Raw genomic sequence first — 18576 nt, 5'->3', positions numbered from 1 at the left:
AGAGCGGTCATGCCGACTCCGCTCCACCACGCGCACCCGATCGTCGCGGCGGTGCGCCGGTTCGTGGACAAGGAGGTCGTCCCCGCGGCCTCCGCCCTCGAGCACGCCGACGCCTATCCCCACGACCTGGTCGCGCGCATGCGGGAGATGGGCCTCTTCGGCGCGCTCGTGCCCGGCGAATACGGCGGCCTCGGTCTCGACGTCTCCACCTACGCGCGCGTCATCGAGGAGATCTGCCGCGGCTTCATGTCGCTGGCGGGCGTGATCAACAGCCACACGATGGCGGCCCTGATCGTGCTCCAACACGGCACGGACGAACAGAAGCGCCGGCTGCTGCCGCGCTTTGCCAGCGGCCTGGCGCGCGGCGGCCTCTGTCTGACGGAACCGCACGCGGGCTCCGACGTCCAGGCCATCCGGACCGTGGCCGCGCGGCACGGCGATGGCTATCTCATCTCCGGGTCCAAGATGTTCGTGACCAATGGCCGCGAAGGCACGACCTTCGCGCTCCTCGCCCTGACCGACACCTCGGCGCGGCCGCGCTACCGCGGCATGTCGTGTTTCATCGTCGAGAAGGGAGAGCCCGGTCTCCAGGTCGTGAAGTCCATCGCCAAGCTCGGCTACAAGGGCGTGGACACCGCCGAGCTCCTCTTCGAAAAGTTCCCCTGCCCCGCCGCCAATCTGGTCGGAGGCGTCGAGGGGCGAGGCTTCAAGCACGTCATGTCGGGGCTCGAAACGGGACGCATCAACATCGCCGCGCGCGCCGTCGGCGTCGCGCAGGCAGCGCTGGAGGAAGCCGCGCGCGGCGCCCTCGGCGTGGTCGAGCCGCCCGCCGCGCTGGCCTCGATCGCCATCCGGGTGGACGGAGCGAGGCTCTTGACCTACTGGGCGGCGGGGATGAAGGACCGCGGTGAGCGCTGCGATCTCGAGGCCGGCATGGCCAAGCTGTACGCCTCGGAAAGCGCCCAGGAGGCCGCGGCCGACGCCATCCGCATCCTCGGCGGCCCCGGCCAGGCGACTTCTGGCGTGGTCGAGCGCCTCTTTCGCGACACGCCCCTCATGATGATCGGCGAAGGCACCAACGAGATCCAGCGGACGATCATCGCGAAGAACCTGCTCCAGCGCCATGGCGAGCGGCTGGGCGCCCTCACGTCGCTCGAGGCCGAGCCCGAAGAGCGCCGGCAGATGGCTCTCGCCGTGCGTCAACTGGTCGAGCGCGAGATCGCCCCGGCCGCCGTCGAGGACGACCGCGCCGGGCGCTTCCCTTCGGCATCGCTGGACAAGCTCGCGGATCTCGGGCTCTTCGGCGCCGTCATCCCGGAGGATGCTGGAGGCCTCAACCTCGACGGCCTCGCCTACGCCCTCATCGCCGAGGAGATCGGGCGCGGCTCGGCGTCGGTCGCATCCGTGCTCCAGGACCACCTCGACGCGGCCGATCTCATCCTGCGCCTGGGCTCGGCCGAGCAGCGCCTGCGGCTCCTGCCCGGGTTGGCCTCTGGCAAGCGCCGCGGCGGAATCCTGAGGCGCCTGCGCGAACCGGCGGTACGCGAGCTGAACGCGCTCAGGCATGCCGACGACTTCATCTTGAGCGGCGACGGCCTCGTCGCCGGCCCCGGCCGACACGCGGACCTGTTCGTTCTTCTGGCGCCCGTCGACGAGCAGATGCTCGCCTTCGTCCTCGCGGCGGGGCAGCCGGGCTTCGCCATGACCGAGCCCTTCGAGACGCCCGGGCGCCGCGGCGCCGATCTCTGGCACGCCCAGCTCAAGGGCTGCGTCGTGCCGGCGCGCCAGACGCTCGGCGGCACGGCCGCTCCCGACGCCGCGGTCATCGCGGGGGTCCAGGCGGCGGCGCGGGTGCGCGAGGCCGCCGCCGCCGTCGGCCTGGCGCAGGCCGCCTTCGAGACGGCGCTCCGCTACTCCCAGCAGCGCAGCGCGTTCGGCGCGCCCATCTGCCAGCACCAGGCGATCCAGCTCAAGCTGGCCGACATGGCGACGGCCATCGCGGTGGCCCGTCTCCTCACCCACCGGGCCGCCGCCGAAGACGGGGCGGGCGAGGCAACGCCGGCGCACGCGGCGATGGCCCATCTCCACGCCGCCGAGACGGCCTACATGGTGACGCTCGAGGCTATGCGCATCCATGGCGGCTACGGCTACAGCGCCGAGTTCCCCGTGGAACGCTACTATCGTGACGCCGCCGCGCTCCTGGCTGGCGAGGCCGGCGACGAGGCGCTTCGCCGCGCCATCGCGCGCCACGCCGTGGCCAACAACTATCTGCACGGCGGATCGGCGTGAGCTACGGGCGCTACTTCGAGGAATTCGCCGTCGGGCAGGCCTTCAGGCACTGGCCCGGGCGCACGATCACCGAGGCGGACTGCACGTGGTTCGCGCTCTTGACCATGAACCAGCACCCGCTCCACTCGGACGCCCACTACGCCGAGACGTACACCCAGCACAAGCAGCGCGTGGTGCTGGGACCGCTCGTCTACAGCGTCGTCATCGGCATGAGCGTCGCCGACATCTCGGGGCGCGCCATCGCCAACCTCGAGGTGAACGCCCTCAAGCACGAGAAGCCGACCTTCATCGGCGACACCCTCTACGCGCAGAGCCGCGTGCTCGAGCTTCGCGAGTCGAGACAAGGCGATCGCGGCATCGTCACCGTCGAGACCATCGCGACCAACCAGCGGGGAGACCAGGTCTGCTCGTACACGCGGAAGGTTCTCGTGCCGAAGAAAAACCACGCCACGCTCGGAGAAGGGAAACTTCCCTACTGACATGACCACCGACCCTCACCCCAGCCCCTCACCCCGGCCCTCTCCCGAGGGGGCAGCGGGAGGCGCTCTGCAACCCTCTCCCCCGCCGAGGGGGAGAGGGCAGGGTGAGGGGGAGGCGAGTCGGGCACCGCTCGAAGGCACGCGCATCCTGTCCGTCTCGCAGTTCGGGGCCGGCCCGTTCGGCACGCAGGTGCTGGCGGATCTCGGCGCCGAGATCATCAAGATCGAGGACCCGGGCGTGGGCGGCGACAGCTCGCGGTACGTGCCGCCGTACCAGCACGAGCAGGACTCGCTCTATTTCCAGTCGTTCAACCGCGGCAAGAAGTCGCTGACGCTCAACCTCCAGCATCCGACGGGCCAGGCCGTGCTCCACGACCTCGTCAAGGTCTCCGACGCGGTCTTCAACAACCTCCGCGGCGACCTTCCCGCCAAGCTCGGCCTGACCTACGACGTGCTCAAGGCCGTCAACCCCCGGATCGTCTGCTGCTCGCTCACCGGTTTCGGGACGACGGGGCCGCGCGCCGCCGAGCCGGCCTTCGACTACCTCATCCAGGGCTACGCGGGCTACATGACCGTCACCGGCGAGCCCGACGGCCCTCCGGGAAAATGCGGCGTGTCCGTCATCGACTTCGCGGGAGGCTACGCCGGCATGGTCGGCCTCATGGTCGGCCTCTACGACGCCCAGCGCACGGGGATCGGCCGCAACGTGGACATCTCGCTCCTGGACACGGCGGTGAGCATGCTTTCGTACTTCGCGATCTGGGCGCTCAACCGCGATTGGGAGCCTCAGCGCGTGGCGCACTCCGGCCACCAGACCCTCGTGCCGACGCAGAACTTCCCGACCAGGGACGGCTGGATCGTGGTCTTCTGCAACAAGGACAAGTTCTGGCAGGCGCTGATCGAGCGGATGGGACTGCCCGAGCTCGGACAGGACCCGCGCTTCACCGGCTTCCCGGATCGCTTCGCCCACAAGGCGGAGCTGGTCGCCATCCTGGAGGCGCGCTTCGTGGAGAAGACCACGGCCGAATGGCTGGCCCACCTGCGCGGGCATGTGCCATGCGCGCCCGTGAACACCGTGGCGCAGGCGCTCGAAGACGAGCAGGTGCGCGCCCGCGAGATGATCGTCGAGGTGGACCACCCACAGTTCGGCCGCATCCGCGAGGTGGCGAGCCCCATCAGGACCGAGGGCGAGATCCGGCATCCGGCGCCCGCCCCTGCCCTCGGCCAGCACACCGAAGCGATCCTGACCGAGATCCTGGGCTACGGAAGCCAGACCATCGCCCGGCTCCGGGCGGAAGGAGTCATCGGCAAATGAGCGACGAGCGCTTCAAGGCAATCGGCATGGACGACATCAGCATGCCCGGCGGCTGGTCGGTCAGCGACGGGCAGACCTTCCTGTACACGCCCGCCGAGCGCGAGATCATGCACCAGAGCCGCGCCTTCGTCCAGCGTGAGATCCTCCCGCAGGCGGCCGGCGCCCACCGCGAGGTCAAGCAGATCAAGGCGCGCCACGAAGGCAAGGAGCGCCGCGAGAAGCTCCGCGCCCTGGCCAAGGCCTACCTCAAGCAGCTGGGCGAGGCGGGCCTCACGGGCGCGCTCTTCCCCGAGGAGTTTGGCGGCAACGGGCGCGGCGTGGTCGCCGAGTGCATCATCGACGAGGAGCTGGGGGCAGCCGGGCACCCCGGCGACACCATCCGCGCCGTCTCGCTGACGCTCGGGACGATTTCAATCCTCCGCTACGGCACGCCCGAGCAGAAGAAGCGCCACATCCCCGCGCGCCTCAGGGGAGATGAATTGGCCGCGCTCGCCATCACCGAGCCCCAGGTCGGCTCCGACACCTCGCGGATGCAGACGAAGGCAGTTCTCCAGGGCGACCGCTGGGTCATCAACGGCCAGAAGCGCTTCATCACCGGCGGCGGGCTCGCGGACTACCTGACGCTGTTCGCCATCACCGAGGAAGGCGCGCACCCGCACAAGGGCATGTCCACCTTCATCGTGCCCATGGACCACCCGGGGGTAAGCATCCAGCGCCAGCTCGACGAAGTCATCATGGGCGACATGATGGACAACGCCTGGATCGATTTCAAAGACGTGGACATCCCCAAGGAGAACCTGCTGGGGCCGCTCAACGGCGGCTACCACGTGCTCATGGACGAGCTCGACACCGAGCGCGTCACCTACTGCATGGCGGCACTGGGCTCCGCGCGCCGCGCGCTCGAGATCGCCGCCGAGTATTCCACCAAGCGGATCCAGTTCAAGCAGCCGATCGCCATGTTCGAGGGCGTGTCCTTCAAGCTGGCCGAGATGTACACGGCGCTGGATGCCGCCCGCCAGCTCGTCTACCGCACTGCCAAGATGGTCGAGGCGGGCATCCCCGCCCAGCGCGAGTCGGCGGTGACCAAGCTCTTCGTGGCCGAGTCCGTGTGGAAGATCGTGGACCACGCGATGCAGGTCCTGGGCGGGATCGGCTACACGACCGACTTCCCCATCCAGGCCATCTTCCGCAACGCGCGCCTGCTGAGGATCGGCGCGGGATCGGACGAGATCATGAAGTTCCTGATTGCCCGAGAGATCCTCAAGGAAATAAAGGGGTGAGTGAGCTACTGGTCCCGTACGCCGCCGCCGGCGCGGGGACGGCCCCCGAGGTCGAGGCGGAGCACGGCGAAGAGGTCGCGCTGGCGCCGCCCTGGATCACCATCCTCCATAACTGCGACTGCCATACCTTCGAGGACGTGGTGAAGCAGCTGCTCAAGGCCATCGGCTGCTCGGAGGAGCGGGCGTGGGAGCTCGCCTGGGAGGTCCACAACACCGGCAAGGCCGTCGTCAAGGTCGGCCCCGAGACCGAGTGCGTCCGCGTCGGCAATATCCTGGCCGCCATCGGCCTGGTGGTCACCGTCACCCAGTCCTAAGCCGCAGTCCCCCGCGTTTCGTCGCCCGCCCTTCCCCTTTTTGTCGGAGCCGCGTGTGTCAGCGTACGAACACGCGCTTTAGCCTCGTGAATTTCTGCGTTTACGCCGATCCGGGCCGCTGGCACCAGCTTTGCTCTGTACAAAGGCAAGCAGGGCGCAACCGACAACGACGACAGCGAGGAGACGGCGCATGACACGAGCACCCTGGTACATGAGGCAGGAGTTCTGGATGGTGGTGGGAACGCTCGTGGTGCCGTTCTTCTGGATCCTGCCGCTCAGCCGCGCGGCTTACGCCCGCGTCAACTCGCGCCGGGATCGCCGCTTCTAATCCCGCCGCTTTTACCCAGGGCCCCGGCGGGCACCGGGTCGCCACGGCCTTCGCCTGTGGGACCGCTACGGTGTGACGGGCTCACCAATACCGGCCCCCGGCAAGGCGGCGGCCGGCTTATTCAACCGTAAACGAGCGGCTGCTAGGACTGCTGGGCCGGGGGCCCGCTGACCAAGGTCCAGTCGTCAATGCTGGGCACGTTGGGAGCCTCGGCTGAGGAGGTCGTGAGGGTACGTCCCTTGCTGGGCGAGAACCACACCCACTCCACCGCGCCCTGACCGAGCGCCTCGGCGGCCTCGCCCATCTCCGGGCCCGACTCGCCGGTCTCCTTCCGCTCCGCCTTGCGCGCCTTCTTGGCCTCCTGCTTGGCCTTGCGCGCGTCTTCCTTCCGTCGCCGGTCGCCGCGGTACATCCCAGGACGTCCCGCCATCCGCTCCCCCTTAGGCTGCCTACATCCTCAGGATCAGGTCCGCCGCCTACCGCCGATCATGATAACCGGGGCCTCGGCGTTGTCGCCAACATTTCTGGACTTCATCCACCTCGTTGTCCATGTGGTCGCCTCGCTGTCGCCGTGGTCGCCTCGCCTTCGGCTGCGGCTCCCCAAACGGGCTGCGGCTCCCCCTGCGCTCATCTTGTGGTCGCCTCGCCTGCGGCTGCGGCTCCCCCTGCGCTCATCTTGTGGTCGCCTCGCCTGCGGCTGCGGCTCCCCCTACATTACCGGCCCGATGATCCAGGGGGCGAACTCCTCTTCGCCGACGCCGGAGAGCTCGCTCTTGGAGCGCTTACCGGAGGCGACCGCCACGATCTCCTCGAAGATCTGCCGCCCGACTTCCGGGAGCGGCGTGCCCTCGAGGATGACGCCGCAGTTTATGTCCATGTCCTCCTGCATGTGGCGGTACATGAGCGAATTGGTCGCGAGCTTGATCGAGGGCACGGGCTTGCAGCCGAAAACCGAGCCGCGGCCCGTTGTGAAGCAGATCAGGTTGCAGCCGCCCGCCACGAGGCCCGTGATGGACACCGGATCGTGACCCGGCGTGTCCATGAAAACGAAGCCGCGCGTGGTGATGGGCTCGCCGTAGAGGAAGACGTCCATCATGGGTGTAGTCCCGCCCTTGGTGACGCCGCCCAGCGACTTCTCGAACACCGTGGTGATGCCGCCCGCCTTGTTGCCGGGCGCGGGATTGTTGTCCATGCGCTCGATGCCGCGGCAGTACCACTCCCACCACTTGTAGCGGTCGATGAGCTTTTTGGCGACGCCTTCGCTCACGGCACGCCGGATAAGCAAATGCTCGGCGCCGTAGATCTCGGGCGTCTCCGCCAGCACGCCGGTGCCGCCGTAGCGCACCAGCTCGTCCACCGCCCAGCCGAGCGCGGGGTTGGCGGTAATGCCGCTGTTGCTGTCGGAGCCGCCGCAATTGGTCGCCAGCGTGATCTCGGATACCGGCTGCTTCGACCGCTTGGCGGCGTTCGCCATGGGCAGGAGCTTGGCGACCTCGGCCGCGGCCTTCTCGACGGTCTTCTTGATGCCGCCCGCCTCCTGGATATTGATGACCATCGGCTTGCGCTCGGGATGCCCGGGCGCCGCCATGCGCTGCTTGTCCACCATGACGGCGGCCTGGTTGACCTCGCAGCCGAGCCCGATCAGGATGTAGGCGGCGACGTTGGGGTGCTTGGCGTAGCCCGCCAGGACGCGCTGGAGCGCCATGTGGTCCTCGCCGAAAAGCTCGGTACCGCAGCCCGACTTGTGCGTGACGGCGAGGACACCGTCGATGTTCGGGTAGTCCTTGGATACGTCGCGGAACTTGTCCTTGACGAACTGGCTCACGCTGGCCGAGCAGTTGACGCCGGAGATGATGGCGACATAGTTGCGCGTGCCGACGCGCCCGTCCTCGCGAAGGTAGCCGTCGAAATAGCGCATCTTGTCAGGCGGGTAGAAGCTCACCGGACGCACGTCGGTGCCGATCTCGTACTCGCGGTGGAGGTCGCCCACGGCCAGGTTCTGGGTGTGGACGTGATCACCGACAGCGATGTCGGCCGTTGCGAAGCCGATGACCTGCCCGTAGCGACGCACCTCTTCGCCCAGGCTACGCGCGCGCCGCGCCACCTTGTGCCCCGGGCGGATGTCCTGGCGGACCTCGATGCGCCCGCCCGCGTCCTCGAGGACAGTGCCGGCGGGGATCTCCTTCTTCGCGATGGCGACATCGTCCCCGGGGTTGAGCACGATGGCGACATCAGTGATCGCGTGTGTTGCCATGGACACCTCCTTGGCGGCTCCGGTATGCAGCAGAATCTACAGGCCGCGCGCGGCCTTTGCAACGACCTTCCCCTTTCTGCACTTCCTCTCCCCCCATTCCCCTCTCCCCCACCGCCCAACTTCCCCCTCTCCCCCACCGGGGGAGAGGGTAGGGTGAGGGGGCCGCCGACTTGACCGCTTCCCCTTGGCCGTCCATATTCTTGGCACCGCCCCATGCCTTCACCACCCAAGACCCAATACGCGAAGAGCGGCGACCTCCACATCGCCTACCAGGTGACGGGCACCGGGCCGCTGGACCTCGTCTTTGTGCCCGGGTTCGTGTCCCACCTCGAATACCAGTGGGAGCATCCTGAGTCGGCCCGCTTCTTCGAGCGTCTGTCCTCCTTCTCCCGTCTGATCCGCTTCGACAAGCGCGGCACTGGGCTCTCCGACCGGGTCGGCGGCATCCCGACGCTCGAGCAACGCATGGACGACGTGCGGGCCGTCATGGACGCCGTGGGCTCTGAGCGCGCGGCGCTCTTCGGTATCTCGGAAGGTGGGCCGATGTCGCTGCTCTTTGCCGCGACGTATCCCGAGCGCACATCAGCGCTCGTGCTGTACGGCTCATACGCACGCCGGGCGTGGGCGCCCGATCATCCCTTCGGGCGCACGGACGAGGAGATGGGCCGCATCATCGAGACCATGGAGCGCGAGTGGGGCGGGCCCGTCGGCGTCGAGATCTGGGTGCCGAGCATGGCCGGCGGCGAGCGCTTTCGCCACTGGTGGGCCAACTACCTGCGCCTCGCCGGGAGTCCGGGCACCGCCGTCAGCGTCATGAGGATGAATATGGAGATCGACGTACGGCACGTGCTGCCTATCGTCCGCGTGCCCACCCTCGTAATCCACAGGACGGGCGACCGCCTCACGCGGGTCGAGCAGGGACGGTACCTCGCCGAGCGCATCCCAGGCGCGCGGCTTGCCGAGCTGCCGGGCGACGATCACCTGCCATTTTTCAACAGCGACCAGATCATCGACGAGGTCGAAGAGTTTCTGACTGGCACGCGGCACGCGGCCGAGGCCGACCGGGTGCTGGCGACGGTGCTCTTCACCGACATCGTGGGCTCGACGGAGCGCGCCGCGGCGCTGGGCGACCGGAAGTGGCGCGACCTGCTTGATGGCTATTACGCCCTCGCGCGGCGGGAGCTGGCCCGCTTCCGCGGCCGCGAGATCGACACGGCGGGCGACGGCTTCTTCGCGGCCTTCGACGGCCCGGCCCGAGCCATCCGGTGCGCGGCAGCCATCACGGCCGGCGTCCGCTCTCTCGGCATCGAGATCCGCGCGGGGCTCCACACGGGCGAGTGCGAGGTCATCGGCGGCAAGGTCGGCGGCATCGCCGTCCACATCGGCGCCCGGGTCGCCTCGCTCGCCCGAGCAGGCGAGATCCTCGTGTCCAGCACCGTCAAGGACCTCGTCGCCGGCTCGGGGCTCGGCTTCGAGGAGCGGGGCGCCCACACGCTCAAGGGCGTCCCGGCGAGTGGCGGCTCTACGCGGTGACGCGGGCCAGTTGACCTCAGGTGGCGGCACCCGGATCGCGTCGCCGCAGTTCCTGCTCTTGTGGTCGAGCTCCTTCACCTTCTACCTCTCGTTCTATCTCCTGCTGCCGGTTCTGCCGCTCTACGCGCGGATGCTCGAGATCCCCGAGGGGCAGATCGGGTTGATCATCGGGTTCTTCGCGGTCTCGTCCATGGTTATCAAACCACTGGCCGGTTGGGGCGCCGACCGGCGGGGACGCAAGCCCGTCCTGCTGGCGGGGGCCACGCTCTTCCTCGTCTCGACGCTGCTCTACCCATGGAGCCGGACCGTCGGCGCGCTGCTTGGTGTCCGGCTCCTGCACGGGGCGGGCATGGGCTTCTACCCGGCCGCCGGCGCGGCGATGGTCGCCGATCTCTCACCGCCCGCCCGCCGGGGCGAGGCCATGGGCTTCTGGGGCGCCGCCGGCAGCGTGGCGCTGGCCATGGGCCCTCTCTGCGCCATCTGGGTCATGGACCGCTGGGGCTTCGATGCGCTGTTCCACGTCTCGGCGTCCGTGGCGCTCTCCGCCCTTGTCCTGACCGCGGCGAACAGAGAGACCCTTCTCACCCGCGTCGCCTCGCGCTTTGCGTGGGGCTCTCTCCTGAGCCGGGCTGTCGCCCTCCCCTGCGTCGTCGTCTTCTGTCTCATGACGACCTACGGCGCCCAGATCGCCTTCCTCGCGATCTACGCGCAGTCGCGCGGCGCGAACCCCGGCGTCTTCTTCCTCGTGATGGCGGCCGTCATCGCGCTGGCGAGAGGCTACGCGGGATCGGTCTCGGACCGCGTGGGCCGCGCCCCCGTAGCCGCGGCGGGTCTCGTGGTGGCGGCCATCGCCCTGGTGGTGCTGGCCTCGGGCGGAGGGATGGCGGCCTTGGCGGCGGCCGGCGCGCTCTACGGGCTCGGGCTGGGCGCGACCCAGCCCGCGACCATGGCCTGGGCCGCAGACCTCGTGCCCCCGGACGAGCGGGGCAAGGCCCTGGGGACCTTTTACACCGCGTTCGAGCTCGGCATCGCCACGGGCGCCATCGGCTTCGGCGCGGTGCTCGCGCGCTCGAGCTTCCCCGTCATGTTCCTCACCGCGGCCGCCGTGTCAGTCACAGGCGCCGCCCTCGCTGTGAGCCGCTGGAAACCCCTATCCGATCGAAGGGAGACATCATGAAGAAGAAGATCTCGAGCCCGCACGTGCCCGACCCGCCGCCCCAGACGTGGTCCAACTGTCTCGTCGTCGGCAACCAGGTGTTCATCGCCGGGATGGTCGCCCGGGGGCCGGCGGGCCTCGTGGGCGGCGACAGCATGTACGCCCAGGCCCAGGCCATCTTCACCAAGATCAAGCACCTGATGGAGGCGGCCGGCGGGACCATAGACGACCTCGTCAAGGTCGTGATCTTCGTGACGGACATCAAGCGGCGCGAGGAAGTGTGGAAGGCGCGCCGCGAGGCCTTTACCGGCGACTTCCCCGTCTCGACGCTCGTCGAGGTCCGGGCCCTGGCCGCGCCGGAGTTCCTCGTCGAGGTCGAGGCGATCGGCGTGCTTGGCGCTGGAAAGCCTTAGCGAGAAGCAGAAAGACCAGTAGGCGGCTCAAAAGGGTCCAGATGCGAGGCGGCGCCCCGCCGTTCGAGATGAGCGGCGGCCGCCGGCCGACGCGAGACGAGGGCTGAGTCGATCCGCACGCGAGGCGTACTCCCTGTACGTTGAGCGTGCGGCCGAGGGCGCCAACGAAGCAGATGGGCCCTTTTCAGCCGCCTGCTACTTGGAGCGGAGCTTGCGGGCGACCTCGGCGCGCATCTGCTGCATCGCGCGCGTCTCCTGGTCGGAGTAGCGCTCGTCCTTCCAGGGGTCGGCGTGCATGTGGTAGCCGTTGACCTCCCAGAATCCGGGCGGGTTGACGTCGAGGAACTCGAACCCGCGGAGCCACTTGGCGCTCTTCCAGAAGTAGAGCTTGGGGACGACGAGCCGCAGTGGCCCGCCGTGGTCGGGCTCGAGGTCCTTGCCGTCGTGCGTGAGCGCCAGCACCACGTCGTCGTCCACGAGATCGTCGAGCGGCAGGTTCGTCGTGTAGTCGGGGTCGGCGTGGATCATGACGAACTTGGCCTCGGGCTTGAGGCGCACGCGCTTCATGATCTCGCGGATGTGGACGCCCTCGAAGCGGTTGTCGAGCCGCGACCAGCGCGTCACGCAATGGATGTCGCAGTGGACCTCCGTGCGCGGGAGCGCGAGGAACTCGTCCCACGTCCACGCCACCTCCTCATCCACGAGGCCGAAGCAGCGGAAGGTCCAGGTCTTCGGGTTGAACTTGGGCGTCAGCCCATAGGTCAGCACCGGCCACTTGGTGGTCAACGACTGGCCTGGGGGAGTCCGCTTCGCCAGATCTTCTGAGTTCGCGCTCATGACCGCTCCTTGGAGTCGATCCTGTTGGGGAGTCGATCCTGCGGCCTAGCATCCCACACCTAGCCCGCGAAGCGGTAGCCCTGGCCGTGGACGGTCAGGATGTAGGCGGGGTGCTCGGGGTCGTCCTCGAACTTCTGCCTGAGCCGGAGAATGTGCGTGTCCACGGTCCGTGTCGTCGGGAACTGCTCGTACCCCCAGACCTCGTCGAGCAGCCTGTCGCGCGTGATGACCTCGTCGCGGTGCTCGACGAGGTAGCGCAGGAGGTCGAACTCCTTGCGCGTGAGCCGCACCTCCTTGCCCGCCCGGAAGATCTGCCGGCCTCGCAGCCGGATCCGCACGTCCCCGAACGCGAACTCCTCGAACTTCTGCCTGGGCCCGGGACGCCTCAGCACCGCGCGAATGCGCGCCATGAGCTCCCGCAGGCCGAACGGCTTGGTGACGTAGTCGTCGGCGCCCAGCTCGAGCCCCTGCACGCGGTCGGCCTCCTCGCCCCGGGCCGTGAGCATGATCACCGGGATGTCGAGACCCTTCGCGCGGAGCTCGCGGCAGACATCCCAGCCGCTCATGCCGGGCATCATGATGTCGAGGAGGACCAGGTCGGGCGCCTCGGACAACGCCAGGGCGAGCCCGCGCCGGCCGTCCGTCGCCGACAGCGTCTGGTAGCCCTCGAAGCGCAGGTTGTCCTCGAGCCCCCGCACCATCTCCGGCTCGTCGTCCACGATCAGAATCCGCGGCACCTTTAGTCCTCTCGGGCCACCGGCAAATAAAGAGTGAAGCGGCTGCCCTCGCCCAGGCGGCTCTCGACGCTCACGCGGCCCCCGTGGGCCTCCGCGATGTGCTTGACCAGCGCCAGGCCCACCCCGCTGCCCCGGCTGCCCTGGGTCTCACTCCGTCCGATGCGATAGAACTTCTCGAAGATTCGCTCCACCTCGCCCGCCGGGATGCCGATACCCTCGTCGGCGACCTCGATGGCCACCCGGTCGCCCTCGGCCCGGGCGGCGACGACCAGCCGCCGGCGCTCGCCCGAGTACTTGATGGCGTTATCCACGAGGTTGCCCAGCGCCTGCTTGACGGCCACGGGATCCATGGGCACGTCGGCCAGGTCGGGCGCTACCACCACGTCCACCTTGAAGCCCCGCTGGGCGAACGGGTAGCGGAACGCCTCCATCACGTCGTGGACCAGGGGCTCGACAGGGTGCGGGGCGATGTCGTAGCGCTGGCGCCCGCTCTCGATGCGCGAGAAATCCAGCACGTTGTCGATGAGCCGCGTCAGCCTCTCGCTCTCCCGCGTGATGACGGCGTAGTATTCGCGCCGGGTCGCCTCGTCGGGGGCGCGTCCGAGCTCGAGCGTTTCGCCGAACATGCGGATCAGCGACAGCGGGGTCTTGAGATCGTGCGAGACGTTGGCGACGAAGTCGGACTTGAGCCTTGCCATCTCGGACTCGCGCCTGACCACGCGGTAGGTCGCGCCCAGTCCCAGCGCGATCACGACCAGGAGCAGCGCGAAGGCCGCCGTGAAGAGCATCGCCTGCCGCCTGACGCCGCTGACCGGCGAAACGCCGTCGGGCTGGTAGAGGGCCACGCGCCAGGTGGGGAGCGCCTCGCCGAACGCCACGGTGAGGACGCGCTGCGCCCGGTCGATCGGGCGCGACGGGTACACCTGGTTGTCGGCGCGGTCTATCACGGCGAGCACGCTCGGCCCCTCGAGCCCGCCCAGGGTTTTGGCCAGAACCTCGCGCTTGACCGCCTCTTCGCTGCGCCCCAGGGCGGCGAGGACGGGAGCGCCGGAGGGCCCCGGCATGACGGCGGCCAGCACGACCTGATCGCCCACGAGGAGGTGGCGGCGCCCGCCGCGCTCCCAGAGCCCCTGCGGAATCTCGAGCAGGAGGCCGGGGTAGGCATCGGGGCCGCCCGGCGGGTAGAGCACGCGGCCCTGGCGGTCCATCAGGCTGACTCGGTCGAAGAGGGGGTTCTTGCGGCTCCAGGCCTCGAGGGACTCGGCGCGGAAGGCGGGCTCCATCAGGATGACCTGCAGGCTCGAGAGGCACTCCTCCTCGGTCTTGAGGATGGCCATCTCGACCTTCTCGGCGGCCATGGTGGCCATGTCGCGCGCCTGCTCGCGAAAGAGGAGCTCGGCCGAGGCCTGCCACTGGCGCAGCGAGACATAGCCGAGCACCGCCAGGACGGCGGTGGCGGCGATGACCGCCCCGAAGATGAGGAGGCGGGCCCGGTTCACTTCTCCGCGAGCAGCTTCCTGATCAGCGCTTCGGTCTCCTCGTAGTCGCCCTCACCGATATGGGTGTAGCGGACGACGCCCTTCCTGTCTACTAACACCAGGGCCGGCCAGTAGCGGTTGCCGAAGCGGTTCCAGATACTGAACTCGTTGTCCTGGACTACCGGGTAGGCGACCTTGAGGTCTTTCGCCGCCTTGACCACTTTGTCGTACGGCCGCTCCCAGGTGAACTCGGGGGCGTGCACGCCGACGATGGTCAGGCCGTCCTTCTCGTATTTCCCGTGCCAGTCCCGCAACTGCGGGATCACGTTCTTGCAGTTGTATCAGCCGAAGGTCCAGAACTCCACTGCCACGACTCGTCCGCGCAGCTTCTCCATGCTGAGGGGCTCGCTGTTGATCCACGGTCCGCCCGTGATCTCGGGCGCGGGCTGCCCGGCCCGCGCCGTGAAGGCCTCGGGTCCGGGCGGCATGGCCAGGAACGCGAGCGCCGCTACGAGCCCCGCCGCCGCCATCCACGTCCCCACCGCCGTCCACGTCCCCAACGGCATCCACGTCCCCAACGGCATCCACGTCCAAAGTCTCTTCATGGCCATGAGCCTACCGCCTCCCGGGCGCTCGGGTGTCACGCCCCTGTCAATTCTACCCTCCGGAGCCCCGCCGGCGCCCCGGCTTAGAGGTTGGATAGGCCCCGCCCTGCCCCTATAATGATGAATGGCGAGAGGATGGGCATGGGCCCGCCCGGAACCACTGGCGCCATTGGGCAACACCCGAACAGGAAAGGCATTGGATGAGCGATGACAGGAAGTTGGCGATGTTCATGGATTTCGAGAACATCGTCCGGGGAGTGAAGGAAGCGCAGTACAAGCAGTTCGAGATCAAGCTGGTCCTCGAGAGGCTCGTCGAGAAGGGCAAGATCATGGTCAAGCGGGCGTACGCGGACTGGAATCGCTACGCCGAGTACAAGCGCCCCTTCCACGAGCACGCCATCGAGCTGATCGACGTCCCCCAGAGCCGCTACAGCGGCAAGAACTCGGCGGACATCCGCATGGTCGTGGACGCCATGGACCTGGCGTACGCCAAGCACCACGTGGACAGCTTCGCGCTGGTCTCGGGCGATTCGGACTTCTCGCCGCTGGTCTCCAAGCTGCGGGAGAACGACCGCTACGTGATCGGGCTCGGGGTCAAGTCGTCCTCGTCGGAGCTGCTCGTCGCCAACTGCGACGAGTTCATCTTCTACGAGGACCTGATCCGCGACTCGAAGAAGACCACGGCGCTCCGCGGGATGCCGGAGAAGAAGATGGAGGCGATGGCGCAGCTGATCGAGGCCATCCAGGCCCTCCAGCGCGAGAACAAGGACACGCTCTGGGGCTCCATGGTCAAGCAGACCATGCAGCGGAAGAACCCCGCCTTCAACGAGTCCTACTACGGCTACTCGACCTTCTCGAAGCTGCTGGAAGAAGCGGCGAAGCAGAAGATCGTGACGCTGGAGAAGGACTCGAAGAGCGGGACCTACATCATCACCTCGGTCGAGGAAGGCAGAGCCGCGTAGCGCGCGACACGGCCGGCCGGGCTGAGCCGGGGCGCAGTTCCCGGCTCAGCCGGGCGGTCGATTGGTGATGACCACGACCTTGCCGCTGTCGCTGATGAGCGCCGTGACGATCCAGCTCACAGCGCTGACTGCGAGCGCGCCCAGCATGGCCGAGCCGAAGCCCGCCACGTGGAAGCCCTTGACCACCGAGGCCACCAGCCAGAAGCAAAGCCCGTTGAGCACCAGCAGGAAGAGCCCGAGCGTCACGAGCGTGATCGGCAGCGTCAGGATCAGCAGGACGGGCCGGACGAAGGCGTTGACGAGGCCGAGGAGCACGGCCGCGGCCAGCGCCGGGACGATCCCGTCCACACCGATACCCGGCAGGATGGACGCGGCGAGCATGATCGCGAGCGCGTTGACCGCTACCCGCACCAGGAATCCCATCTGCGCCTCCGTTCGGTGAGCCGTCGAACCCGGAGCGTCTCGGCGTATACTGGTCAGACCGTGCGTCGATTCCATTATAGACCATTGCTCGTGGCGTCCCTGTGCGCTCCGCTCTTCTGGGGCGCGGCCTGCGCGTCCGAGACCCGCAGCGTGACCATCGACCCAGCGCTCGCACGCGGGGCCGCCGATGCGCCCGTCACCATCGTGGAGTTTGCCGACTACCAGTGACCCTACTGCAAGCGCGCCCAGCAGGTGCTGGGCCAGGTGCTGCAGGAGTTCAAGGGCAAGGTGCGTATCGTCCACAAGGACTTCCCGCTGTCCTCCCACGCGGGCGCGCTCCCCGCGGCCGAGGCGGCGCGCTGCGCCGGATCGCAGGGCGTTTTCTGGGAGTACCACGATCTCCTCTATCTCAGCGTGCCGGACTTCTCGCGCGACGACCTCATCCGCTACGCCGGCCGCCTCAACCTCGACCGCGCCGCCTTCACCACCTGTATCGACACCGGCAGGCTCCGCAAGGACGTGGAGGCCGATGTGGCCGAGGGCCGCGCGATCGGTCTCAGGGGAACGCCCACCTTCCTGGTCAACGGCACGCTGCTCGTCGGCGCCCAGCCCATCGAAGCCTTTCGCGAGGCGATCCGGGAGGCGCTGAAGGAAACCGGCGCCAAGTAGCCGGATCCCAAGCAGCCGGATCGAGGAGAGTCCGCATGACCACACCTCCCGTCAGCCTGTTCGTCGACAGCGCCAAGGTCCCTTGGGTCGAGCGGCGGCCCGGTGTCTTCTGGAAAACCCTCTGGGAGGACGCCGACGGCCGCCACAAGGCCGTCCTCATTCGCTACACGCCCGGCTCCGTCATCGCGCGTCACCGCCACATCGGCGACGAGCAGATCTGGGTGCTCGAAGGCGAAGTTGCGGACGACACGGGCGTCTGCACTGCCGGGAGCTACGCTCGACGGCCGCCGGGCTGCGTGCACACGGTCACGAGCCCCGCTGGCGCTTTGGTCTTCGCGGTGATCTCAGGACCGACCGAGACGGTCTAGCAGGCCGCCAATAAGGGCCCATCTGCTTCGTTGGCACCCTCGGCCGCACGCTCAACGTACAGGGAGTACGCCTCGCGTACGGCCGTCGGGCGCCGCCTCGCATCTGGACCCTTCTCGCCGGCCTGCGCCCCTCGGGCGCCGCCTTGCATCCGGATCCTTTTGAGCAGGCTGAGGGCTGTTCAACACCCTTCGAGGAAGTCGAGCAGGGTCCGGTTGAACGCCTCGGGCTCGTCGAGGTTGACGAAGTGCGTGGCGCCCGGCACCTTCCACACTTGCGACCCCGGAATCGACCGCCCCATGAACTCGGACGTCTGCACGCACGCCTCGTCCCGCTCGCCGTAGACGACGAGGGTCGGCACTCGGAGCGCGCGCAAGCCGGCCTCGAGCGCATAGATGGGCTTGCGCGGCGCCAGGGCATGGCGCGCGGTGAGCGCGATGCCGTGGGGCGGCTGGGCACGAACGAGCTCACGCAGCAGGGCGGCCTGAGCCGGCCCCTGAGCCCCGTAGTCGGCGAACACGGACCAGCTGAAGGCGGCCTCGACGAACGCGTCGATGCCTCGCTGGGCGGCGACCGCGTACTCCTCGCAGCGCGCAGCGAAGGCCGCCGGGCCCTCCGAGCCCGCCCCCGTGTCGCAGGCGATCAACGCGGAGACGGTCTGCGGGTGAGCGAGAGCCAGATTGACGGCGATGTTGCCGCCCATGCTGAGCCCGCACACCGCCGCCGGGACCGCGCCCAGGCCTTCGAGAAGCGCGCGGGCGTCTTCGACGGGGATGCCCGGTGAGTAACGCTCCGACTCGCGCGGCGCTTCCGACAGCCCGAAGCCTCGCACGTCGTACGCGATCACGCGGTGCCTCGCGGCGAGCGCCGCCAGCTGCGGCTCCCACATGCGCCGCCCGACGGGGAAGGCGTGGATGAACACCACCGGGGGGCCCGAGCCCGCCTCGTCGTAGTGGAGCCTGACCCCGTTAACCGTGACATCCGGCATCACGCCTCCTCGACGCGCCCCAGGTCGAGCGCGTCGGTCAGTGTCTTGAGCAGGCAGAAAAGGCTCGCGCGCACGGTCTCGTCGTAGTCGCCGGCCGCCGTCCCGCCCTCGTAGAACACCGAGAGGATGTAGGCCGGCAGGCTCGGATGC

21 protein-coding genes and 2 pseudogenes are annotated in these 18576 nt (G+C 68.6%); 14 read left to right on the top strand and 9 right to left on the bottom strand.

Translation table 11 applies throughout. From position 1 onward, the window contains the following. Positions 1–9: 9 nt before the first annotated feature. The 7 genes and pseudogenes from Q7W02_24245 (at position 10) to Q7W02_24215 (ending at position 6005) form a co-directional block, all read left to right on the top strand. Positions 10–1125: pseudogene (locus Q7W02_24245) on the top strand (acyl-CoA dehydrogenase family protein). Next, a complete protein-coding gene (locus tag Q7W02_24240; GenBank protein ID MDO8479243.1) occupies positions 1099–2289 on the top strand; it encodes an acyl-CoA dehydrogenase family protein in 1191 nt (396 codons plus the stop codon). Before Q7W02_24245 ends, Q7W02_24240 begins: the two are co-directional and overlap by 27 nt. After that, positions 2286–2768, top strand: a complete 483-nt coding sequence (locus Q7W02_24235; GenBank protein MDO8479242.1) for a MaoC family dehydratase — start codon at positions 2286–2288, stop codon at positions 2766–2768. The genes Q7W02_24240 and Q7W02_24235 overlap by 4 nt, the downstream gene beginning before the upstream one ends. A 67-nt stretch (positions 2769–2835) precedes the next feature. Further along, positions 2836–4083, top strand: a complete 1248-nt coding sequence (locus Q7W02_24230) for a CoA transferase (protein MDO8479241.1) — start codon at positions 2836–2838, stop codon at positions 4081–4083. After that, on the top strand, positions 4080–5363 hold the full coding sequence (locus tag Q7W02_24225; GenBank protein ID MDO8479240.1) for an acyl-CoA dehydrogenase family protein: 1284 nt from the start codon (positions 4080–4082) through the stop codon (positions 5361–5363). The genes Q7W02_24230 and Q7W02_24225 overlap by 4 nt, the downstream gene beginning before the upstream one ends. Further along, positions 5360–5677 carry an ATP-dependent Clp protease adaptor ClpS gene (locus tag Q7W02_24220; GenBank protein MDO8479239.1) on the top strand — a complete coding sequence of 106 codons (318 nt, stop codon included), beginning with the start codon at positions 5360–5362 and terminating at the stop codon, positions 5675–5677. The genes Q7W02_24225 and Q7W02_24220 overlap by 4 nt, the downstream gene beginning before the upstream one ends. Positions 5678–5867: 190 nt before the next feature. After that, the gene (locus Q7W02_24215; GenBank protein ID MDO8479238.1) at positions 5868–6005 is read left to right on the top strand and encodes a hypothetical protein; all 138 of its coding nucleotides are present in this window, start codon (positions 5868–5870) and stop codon (positions 6003–6005) included. A gap of 142 nt (positions 6006–6147) precedes the next feature. On the opposite strand, the gene Q7W02_24210 is transcribed toward Q7W02_24215, so the two are convergent. Continuing rightward, the gene (locus tag Q7W02_24210; GenBank protein MDO8479237.1) at positions 6148–6435 is read right to left on the bottom strand and encodes a hypothetical protein; all 288 of its coding nucleotides are present in this window, start codon (positions 6433–6435) and stop codon (positions 6148–6150) included. A 279-nt stretch (positions 6436–6714) separates the two neighbouring features. Beyond that, the gene (locus Q7W02_24205) at positions 6715–8259 is read right to left on the bottom strand and encodes an altronate dehydratase family protein (protein ID MDO8479236.1); all 1545 of its coding nucleotides are present in this window, start codon (positions 8257–8259) and stop codon (positions 6715–6717) included. 213 nt (positions 8260–8472) lie between these two features. Here Q7W02_24205 and Q7W02_24200 point away from each other — a divergent pair, with 213 nt between their 5' ends. From Q7W02_24200 to Q7W02_24190, 3 genes are read left to right on the top strand one after another with little or no spacing between them, the layout of a single operon-like run. Further along, on the top strand, positions 8473–9792 hold the full coding sequence (locus Q7W02_24200; GenBank protein ID MDO8479235.1) for an adenylate/guanylate cyclase domain-containing protein: 1320 nt from the start codon (positions 8473–8475) through the stop codon (positions 9790–9792). A gap of 10 nt (positions 9793–9802) precedes the next feature. Continuing rightward, positions 9803–10969: an MFS transporter gene (locus Q7W02_24195; protein ID MDO8479234.1), complete on the top strand. Its 1167-nt coding sequence runs from the start codon at positions 9803–9805 to the stop codon at positions 10967–10969. Continuing rightward, positions 10966–11361, top strand: coding sequence for a Rid family hydrolase (locus Q7W02_24190; protein MDO8479233.1), 396 nt, complete (start codon positions 10966–10968; stop codon positions 11359–11361). Before Q7W02_24195 ends, Q7W02_24190 begins: the two co-directional genes overlap by 4 nt. 195 nt (positions 11362–11556) lie before the next feature. Here the strand turns inward: Q7W02_24190 and Q7W02_24185 are convergent, their stop codons facing one another. The 5 genes from Q7W02_24185 to Q7W02_24165 are packed head-to-tail and all read right to left on the bottom strand — an operon-like array spanning position 11557 to position 15018. Next, the gene (locus Q7W02_24185) at positions 11557–12198 is read right to left on the bottom strand and encodes a sulfite oxidase-like oxidoreductase (GenBank protein MDO8479232.1); all 642 of its coding nucleotides are present in this window, start codon (positions 12196–12198) and stop codon (positions 11557–11559) included. A 59-nt stretch (positions 12199–12257) separates the two neighbouring features. Next, the gene (locus Q7W02_24180) at positions 12258–12935 is read right to left on the bottom strand and encodes a response regulator transcription factor (GenBank protein MDO8479231.1); all 678 of its coding nucleotides are present in this window, start codon (positions 12933–12935) and stop codon (positions 12258–12260) included. Between the two features lie 2 nt (positions 12936–12937). Continuing rightward, positions 12938–14434 carry a HAMP domain-containing sensor histidine kinase gene (locus Q7W02_24175; protein ID MDO8479230.1) on the bottom strand — a complete coding sequence of 499 codons (1497 nt, stop codon included), beginning with the start codon at positions 14432–14434 and terminating at the stop codon, positions 12938–12940. Further along, positions 14431–14739, bottom strand: coding sequence for a redoxin domain-containing protein (locus tag Q7W02_24170; GenBank protein ID MDO8479229.1), 309 nt, complete (start codon positions 14737–14739; stop codon positions 14431–14433). The genes Q7W02_24175 and Q7W02_24170 overlap by 4 nt, the downstream gene beginning before the upstream one ends. A gap of 15 nt (positions 14740–14754) precedes the next feature. Next, a complete protein-coding gene (locus tag Q7W02_24165) occupies positions 14755–15018 on the bottom strand; it encodes a hypothetical protein (GenBank protein ID MDO8479228.1) in 264 nt (87 codons plus the stop codon). Positions 15019–15218: 200 nt separating this feature from the next. Between Q7W02_24165 and Q7W02_24160 the strand changes: the two genes are divergently transcribed. Then, on the top strand, positions 15219–15980 hold the full coding sequence (locus tag Q7W02_24160) for an NYN domain-containing protein (protein MDO8479227.1): 762 nt from the start codon (positions 15219–15221) through the stop codon (positions 15978–15980). Between the two features lie 45 nt (positions 15981–16025). On the opposite strand, the gene Q7W02_24155 is transcribed toward Q7W02_24160, so the two are convergent. After that, positions 16026–16403: a phage holin family protein gene (locus Q7W02_24155; GenBank protein MDO8479226.1), complete on the bottom strand. Its 378-nt coding sequence runs from the start codon at positions 16401–16403 to the stop codon at positions 16026–16028. Between the two features lie 90 nt (positions 16404–16493). Between Q7W02_24155 and Q7W02_24150 the strand changes: the two genes are divergently transcribed. The 3 genes and pseudogenes from Q7W02_24150 (at position 16494) to Q7W02_24140 (ending at position 17440) form a co-directional block, all read left to right on the top strand. Then, a complete protein-coding gene (locus tag Q7W02_24150) occupies positions 16494–16631 on the top strand; it encodes a hypothetical protein (GenBank protein MDO8479225.1) in 138 nt (45 codons plus the stop codon). A 12-nt stretch (positions 16632–16643) separates the two neighbouring features. Then, a pseudogene (locus Q7W02_24145) lies at positions 16644–17072 on the top strand (thioredoxin domain-containing protein). A gap of 35 nt (positions 17073–17107) precedes the next feature. Continuing rightward, complete coding sequence (locus Q7W02_24140) at positions 17108–17440, top strand: cupin domain-containing protein (GenBank protein ID MDO8479224.1); 333 nt, start codon at positions 17108–17110, stop codon at positions 17438–17440. Between the two features lie 179 nt (positions 17441–17619). Here the strand turns inward: Q7W02_24140 and Q7W02_24135 are convergent, their stop codons facing one another. Further along, complete coding sequence (locus tag Q7W02_24135; protein MDO8479223.1) at positions 17620–18426, bottom strand: alpha/beta fold hydrolase; 807 nt, start codon at positions 18424–18426, stop codon at positions 17620–17622. Positions 18427–18576: the final 150 nt, after the last annotated feature.

This window comes from Candidatus Rokuibacteriota bacterium (genome assembly GCA_030647435.1).
GTDB lineage: Bacteria > Methylomirabilota > Methylomirabilia > Rokubacteriales > CSP1-6 > AR37.
Note: the sequence above shows the minus strand (reverse complement) of the source record. Positions and strands in the feature narration are given on the sequence as shown.

Excerpts from the sequence above, each read along its gene's own strand:
- Q7W02_24190 (MDO8479233.1), top strand. The coding sequence starts at position 10,966 with ATGAAGAAGAAGATCTCGAGCCCGCACGTGCCCGACCCGCCGCCCCAG.
- Q7W02_24135 (MDO8479223.1), bottom strand. The coding sequence starts at position 18,426 with ATGCCGGATGTCACGGTTAACGGGGTCAGGCTCCACTACGACGAGGCG.
- Q7W02_24185 (MDO8479232.1), bottom strand. The coding sequence starts at position 12,198 with ATGAGCGCGAACTCAGAAGATCTGGCGAAGCGGACTCCCCCAGGCCAG.
- Q7W02_24200 (MDO8479235.1), top strand. The coding sequence starts at position 8,473 with ATGCCTTCACCACCCAAGACCCAATACGCGAAGAGCGGCGACCTCCAC.
- Q7W02_24205 (MDO8479236.1), bottom strand. The coding sequence starts at position 8,259 with ATGGCAACACACGCGATCACTGATGTCGCCATCGTGCTCAACCCCGGG.
- Q7W02_24165 (MDO8479228.1), bottom strand. The coding sequence starts at position 15,018 with ATGAAGAGACTTTGGACGTGGATGCCGTTGGGGACGTGGATGCCGTTG.
- Q7W02_24155 (MDO8479226.1), bottom strand. The coding sequence starts at position 16,403 with ATGGGATTCCTGGTGCGGGTAGCGGTCAACGCGCTCGCGATCATGCTC.
- Q7W02_24160 (MDO8479227.1), top strand. The coding sequence starts at position 15,219 with ATGAGCGATGACAGGAAGTTGGCGATGTTCATGGATTTCGAGAACATC.
- Q7W02_24225 (MDO8479240.1), top strand. The coding sequence starts at position 4,080 with ATGAGCGACGAGCGCTTCAAGGCAATCGGCATGGACGACATCAGCATG.
- Q7W02_24210 (MDO8479237.1), bottom strand. The coding sequence starts at position 6,435 with ATGGCGGGACGTCCTGGGATGTACCGCGGCGACCGGCGACGGAAGGAA.
- Q7W02_24215 (MDO8479238.1), top strand. The coding sequence starts at position 5,868 with ATGACACGAGCACCCTGGTACATGAGGCAGGAGTTCTGGATGGTGGTG.
- Q7W02_24140 (MDO8479224.1), top strand. The coding sequence starts at position 17,108 with ATGACCACACCTCCCGTCAGCCTGTTCGTCGACAGCGCCAAGGTCCCT.